The 5349-nt window shown below is 64.7% G+C and carries 4 protein-coding genes; 2 read left to right on the forward strand and 2 right to left on the reverse strand.

Annotation, left to right across the window (positions count from 1 at the left end; genetic code table 11):
* Positions 1–384: 384 nt before the first annotated feature.
* Positions 385–1644 carry a DUF763 domain-containing protein gene (locus VF515_18825; protein ID HEX7409687.1) on the forward strand — a complete coding sequence of 420 codons (1260 nt, stop codon included), beginning with the start codon at positions 385–387 and terminating at the stop codon, positions 1642–1644.
* 99 nt (positions 1645–1743) lie between these two features.
* Here the strand turns inward: VF515_18825 and VF515_18830 are convergent, their stop codons facing one another.
* A complete protein-coding gene (locus VF515_18830; protein ID HEX7409688.1) occupies positions 1744–3231 on the reverse strand; it encodes an AMP-binding protein in 1488 nt (495 codons plus the stop codon).
* Between the two features lie 119 nt (positions 3232–3350).
* A complete protein-coding gene (locus VF515_18835) occupies positions 3351–4322 on the reverse strand; it encodes a phosphotriesterase-related protein (GenBank protein HEX7409689.1) in 972 nt (323 codons plus the stop codon).
* 251 nt (positions 4323–4573) lie between these two features.
* On the opposite strand from VF515_18835, the gene VF515_18840 reads away from it, so the two are divergent.
* On the forward strand, positions 4574–5349 hold a 776-nt coding region (locus tag VF515_18840; protein HEX7409690.1), incomplete at its 3' end, for a L,D-transpeptidase family protein.

The following is a 5349-nucleotide window of genomic DNA, read 5'->3' on the forward strand; positions in this document are numbered from 1 at the left end:
TCTCTGACCTCAAACTTCGGACGAATGGCGGGAGGAATGCGCGAAAGGGATTGTTCCACCGCCTCCACATCAACGCCACCTGGCACGCCGTCACCCTCCGCGCATTCATTGCGCCAGATACCTCCTGATTGTCAAGACAACGCTCCATTTCCCATGTTAGCTGAGTTCCCCGCCCCGAGTAACTCTAGGCTGGAACGCTCGCGAGGCCGGACGAGCCGGTGCTGGTGGCGTGGTCGGCTTCGGCGCTTACGGCACTCCCGCCCAGCACGTCAAATTGGGACACCCGCGGCTTGAAATTCCGACACTCAGCTCCGAAATAGGACAGTACCCGGTGACAGGTCTCCCTTGCGCTGCCGGTCCCTGGCCGTCTAAGGTCCGATTGCCATGGCGCACCGGACTGGCAGCGCGGATCTTCCTTTACATGGCGGTCAGGTACCGCACTGGCTCGCCGCACGGATGGCCCGTCTCGGACGGGTCATCGTCGAAGCCATCGTGCAGCATTACGGGCGTGACGAATTCTTACGCCGCCTGGCGCATCCGTTCTGGTTTCAATCGTTCGGCGCGGTGATGGGAATGGACTGGCACTCCTCCGGCATCACGACGAGCGTGATGGGCGCGCTCAAGCGCGGCTTGGCGCCGGTGCGGCAGGAGCTCGGAATTCACGTCTGCGGCGGGCGCGGCAGGCATTCGCGCGCCACTCCCGCCGAGCTCGTCGCTGTCGGCGAGCGGGTCGGCGTAGACGGTGACCAACTGGCACGCACCAGCCGTCTGGTCGCCAAGGTCGACAGCGCCGCGGTGCAGGACGGCTTCGAACTCTATCTCCACAGTTTTGTAGTTACCGACGACGGCACCTGGGCGATCGTGCAGCAAGGGATGAATGTCGAACGCCGGCAGGCGCGGCGCTACCACTGGCTCTCCGAAGGCTTGCAGAGTTTTGTCGATCAACCGCACGCGGCGATCGACGGCCCGAATCAGGGACTGATCGTCAACCTCACGGACCGTCGCGCCGAGGACTCGCGTCGCTGCCAGGTGCAGCTGACGCGCGGTGACCCGGACCGCGTGGTGGCGATGCTCCACAAGGTCCGTGATGGGGCCGCACCGCATCTCCACATGCCGGCACATCACGACGTGCGGTTGTCCGATGTGCTGCTGCGCCGCTTGCGCGCAACACTCGTGGCCGCAGCCGATCGCGGGCCGGCAGATTTCGCCGAATTGCTGCTGGTCCCTGGGCTCGGGGCCCGCACCGTCTTCGCGCTGGCCATGGTCAGCGAAGTCGTGCACGGCGCGCCGTGCCGCTTTTCCGATCCAGCCCGCTTCTCGCTCGCGCACGGTGGCAAAGACGGTCATCCGTTTCCGGTACCCGTGAAGGTGTACGACGAAACCATCCGCGTCATGCGGAGCGCTGTCGATCACGCGACGCTTGGTCTCGACGACAAGCTCGCGGCGATTCGGCACTTGGACGAGCAAGCGCGGGCGTTGGAGCACGCCGTGACGGGTCCGAGTCTCAAACAGTTCGTTGCGCGCGAGTCCCTTGACGCTAGCGACTACGGCGGCAGAACGGTCTGGGACCAGGGCCGGAGTTCGTCGGTCGTAGGCGAGCAACCGCCCCCGCGACGCAAACCGCGTCAGCTCGTCCTGCTGTAAGCCGGGGCAACACCGTCGCGTGGGTACACCCTGCCAAGGTGCGCGGGTGTGCAGGATGAAGCCTGCCGCTCCGAGCCTCACCCATGAATCTCCAATTCGTCAGCGCAGCGGTTTGCCCCACTCGGTTTGGTGGCGCAGCGGGGCCTTGAGCACCTTGCCTGCCGGGTTGCGCGGCAACAGCTCATTGCGCACGACGATGTACTCCGGGATCTTGAAATCGGCCAGGTGCTGGCGGGCGAACGCCCGCAGCTCCGCCGGATCGATCGTTTGGCCTGGGGCCGGCACGATGATGGCGCCGACCTTCTCGCCCATCATGGTGTCCGGCACGCCCACCACCGCCACCTCGAACACCGCCGGGTGCGCCTGCAGCGCGTTCTCCACCTCGACGCAGTACACGTTCTCACCGCCGCGATCGATCATGTCCTTCTTGCGGTCGACGATGTACGTGAGGCCTTGCGCGTCGATGCGCGCCAGATCGCCGGTGTGTAACCAGCCCTTGATGAAGGTCTCGGCCGTAGCCTGCGGCTTGTTCCAGTAACCGGCCACGACATTGGGCCCACGCACCAGCAGTTCACCCACACCTGTTTGTGGGTCGGGCTCGACCACGTCGAGATCGACGACGGGAGCCGGGAAGCCGACGCTGTCGGCATGTTCGACGGCATGCTCGTGGGGCAGAAAGGTGCTGATCGACGAGGTCTCCGTCAGCCCGAAGCCGTTGCCGACGCGGGCGTTGGGAAACTTCGCCATGATCTGGTGCACGAGCGCCGGGGCGATAGGCGCGCCGCCGTAGCTGGCCCAGCGCACGCCGGACATGTCGAACTCGGAGAAGTTGGGCTGCTGGATGGCGAACCAGTAGATCGCCGGCACCGACACCAGCAGGTTGATGCGCTCATCGCGGATGGCGTGCAGGAAAGCCTGCACATCGAAGGCCCGCATGATCACCGTGGTGCCGCCCTGTTCGACCGTCGGGAGAAGCTGGCTGTCGCACCCGGTGGCGTGAAAGAGCGGCACCGAAATCAAGTTACGGATGCCGCGCCCATCGACCGGCAGGTGCACGACACGCCGCGCCGTCTCCGTGTTCGATAGGAAGTTGGCGTGCGTCGTCATCGCACCCTTTGGAAACCCGGTGGTGCCGCTGGTGTAGAACAGCGCGGCAAGATCGTCGATTGCAAGATCCTCGACGACGAACGGCGCCCCGTCGGGAAGAGGCTGGCCCGGCTCGAACACGAGACGAGAGCCCGAGTCTTCCACCACGTACTTCACCTCCGGCTCGGCAAAGCGCGTATTCACCGGCACCACCACCGCGCCAGCCATCAGTCCGCCGAAGAAACTCAGCACCCAATCGAGCCCGTTGGGGAGATGATTGGCCACCCGATCTCCCCGCTTGATCCCTTGCGCCCGCAAGCCGCCGGCAACGCGGACACACCGATCCCACAGTTGCTGATACGTGACTCGTTCTCCGCCGATCTCGACGATGGCCTCGGCATCGGGAATGCGGTCGACCGTCCTTCGCAACATCTCGACCAGCGAACGCGGCCGGTCGAGATAGCGCGCGATGCCGTCGGCGCCGCGCGCAATGCCGCTCATGTCGAAGGGCTGCGCCCGGCCTCGGTGCGGTGGGCCGCTCCCCGCTGGGTCGCTCCGGGCGGCTTCGGGCGAAACGTGACTCGCGGACGACGACTTTCCGCCTTCAGGCGCCCTGGCCATCAGTACGCTCCTCCGTGCTCGAAAATGCGCCGCGGGTTCTCGACCATCATCTGACGGATCTGTGCCTCGGTGACCCCCCGCACGCGAAGGGCCGGCAGCACCTCATCGGAGATCAACGTGTATTTCCATTTGGGCAGCGCCGCCTCCTTCATTTCGACGTCCATCCAGTCGATGAAGCAGGAGGCGTCGTGGGACAGAACCATTTTGCCCGCGTAGCCTTGCTTGCACAGCTCAGCCACGGTGTTCACCCGATCCTCGAACGGCAGCATCACATCGATGCCGAAGCGGTCCATGCCGATGTAGGAGCCGTTGTCCGCCAGTTCCTTCAGGTAATCCAAATCAGTGGTGTCGCCGCAGTGGCCGATGATCACGCGGCTCAGATCGACGCCCTCCTCCTTGAACACGCGTTGCTGGTCTCGTCCGCGATGCGTGTGAGCGTGCGTGTGCGTGGTGATCGGCACACCGGTCCGGCGGTGCGCCTGGGCAACGGCGCGCAGCACGCGCTCAACCCCCGGCGTCAGACCGGCGACCTCGGTGGCGCACTTGAGTATGCCGGCCTTGACGCCGGTGCCGGCGATACCTTCGGTGATGTCCTTCACAAACATATCGACCATCACCTCCGGCCCATCGAGCGGTGTCCCGGGCCCGCGCAAATGGAAGTAGAACGGCAGCTCGTTGTAGGTATACAGGCCGGTCGCGGCGACGATGTTCAGCTTCGTCTGCCGCGCGACGCGCTCAATGCGAGGGATGTGGCGGCCAAGACCGATTACCGTGGGATCCACGAGCGTGTCCACACCGCGAGACTTCAGCTCGTTGAGCTTGGCCACGGCGTCGGCCACGCGCTCCTCCTCGTTCCAGTTGCCGGGATAGTTCTGCTGGATCTCCGGGCTCAGCACGAACACGTGCTCGTGCATGAGCGTGACGCCGAGTGTGTATGTGTCGATCAAGCCCCGAACGGTCTCTACGTGCATCGGCTCCTCCTTACGTGTCTGCGGCGGACATTCTGCATCGGAAATGCCCGTATCGCCAGCGCCTGCAGTACTAATTCAAACGGCCGCCGTCGAGCGCTATTCCACTTCCCATCTTGCCGCGGACCGGGCGCGTTGTTAACCAATCTGGTGTGGCAAGACAACGGGCGGCGTCTCGCCTCAGCGTCCTTCTCCTGGCGACGTTGGCAGGGTGTTCAACGACTATCAAGCCCGCGCCGCCGCCAGTCGAGCAGTTGGATAAAATCACTGCGGCGCGGACGGTTATCCCGGGACCAGGGCACCTGCCGGCCTTGATCGGACGGCTGCAGCAGCACCGGGTCGAATCCGGCGAAACGTTGTTGGATATCGCCCACGACGCCGGTCTCGGTTTTCAAGAACTGCAGGACGCCAACCCGAAAATGGACGAGTGGGTCCCCAAGGCCGGCGCGGACGTCGTCATTCCGTCGCGCTGGATCATTCCCCGCTCACGCTACCGCGGGCTGGTCATCAACATTGCAGAAATGCGGCTCTACCTGTTTCCCACGCACGCCCGCCCGGGCGAGTCGGTGTACGTACGCACATGGCCGGTGGGCATCGGCACCGATCACGCGCCGAGCCCGGTCGGCCCGTTTACGGTCCGGTCGAAAGACAAGAACCCGACGTGGATTGTGCCGGTCTCGATCCAGCAAGGGATGGATGAGCCGAGAGGCGTCGTGCCGCCGGGACCCGACAACCCCTTGGGTGGGTACCGTATTCGGCTGTCCAAGGGGCTGTATGAGATTCACGGCACGGACGTGCCCTGGTCGATCGGCCGCCAGACCACGCACGGGTGCATCCGCTTGTACCCTGAGCACATCGCCGAGCTGTACACACTGGTTCAGCCTGGAACGCCCGGCGAACTGATCTATCAGCCGGTGAAGTTCGGTGAGGACGGCGGGCAGATCTACGTCCAAGTGCACCGTGACCTCTACCACCGCATCCGCAATTTGGAGGCTTACGCGTTCACCCAGGCGAAACGGGCCGGGATCGC

The sequence above is a fragment of the Candidatus Binatia bacterium genome, from assembly GCA_036382395.1.
Lineage (GTDB): Bacteria > Desulfobacterota > Binatia > HRBIN30 > HRBIN30 > JAGDMS01.

Bases quoted from the DNA above. Each gene is read 5' to 3' on its own strand.
- VF515_18830 (HEX7409688.1), bottom strand. From the start codon at position 3,231: ATGAGCGGCATTGCGCGCGGCGCCGACGGCATCGCGCGCTATCTCGAC.
- VF515_18825 (HEX7409687.1), top strand. From the start codon at position 385: ATGGCGCACCGGACTGGCAGCGCGGATCTTCCTTTACATGGCGGTCAG.
- VF515_18835 (HEX7409689.1), bottom strand. From the start codon at position 4,322: ATGCACGTAGAGACCGTTCGGGGCTTGATCGACACATACACACTCGGC.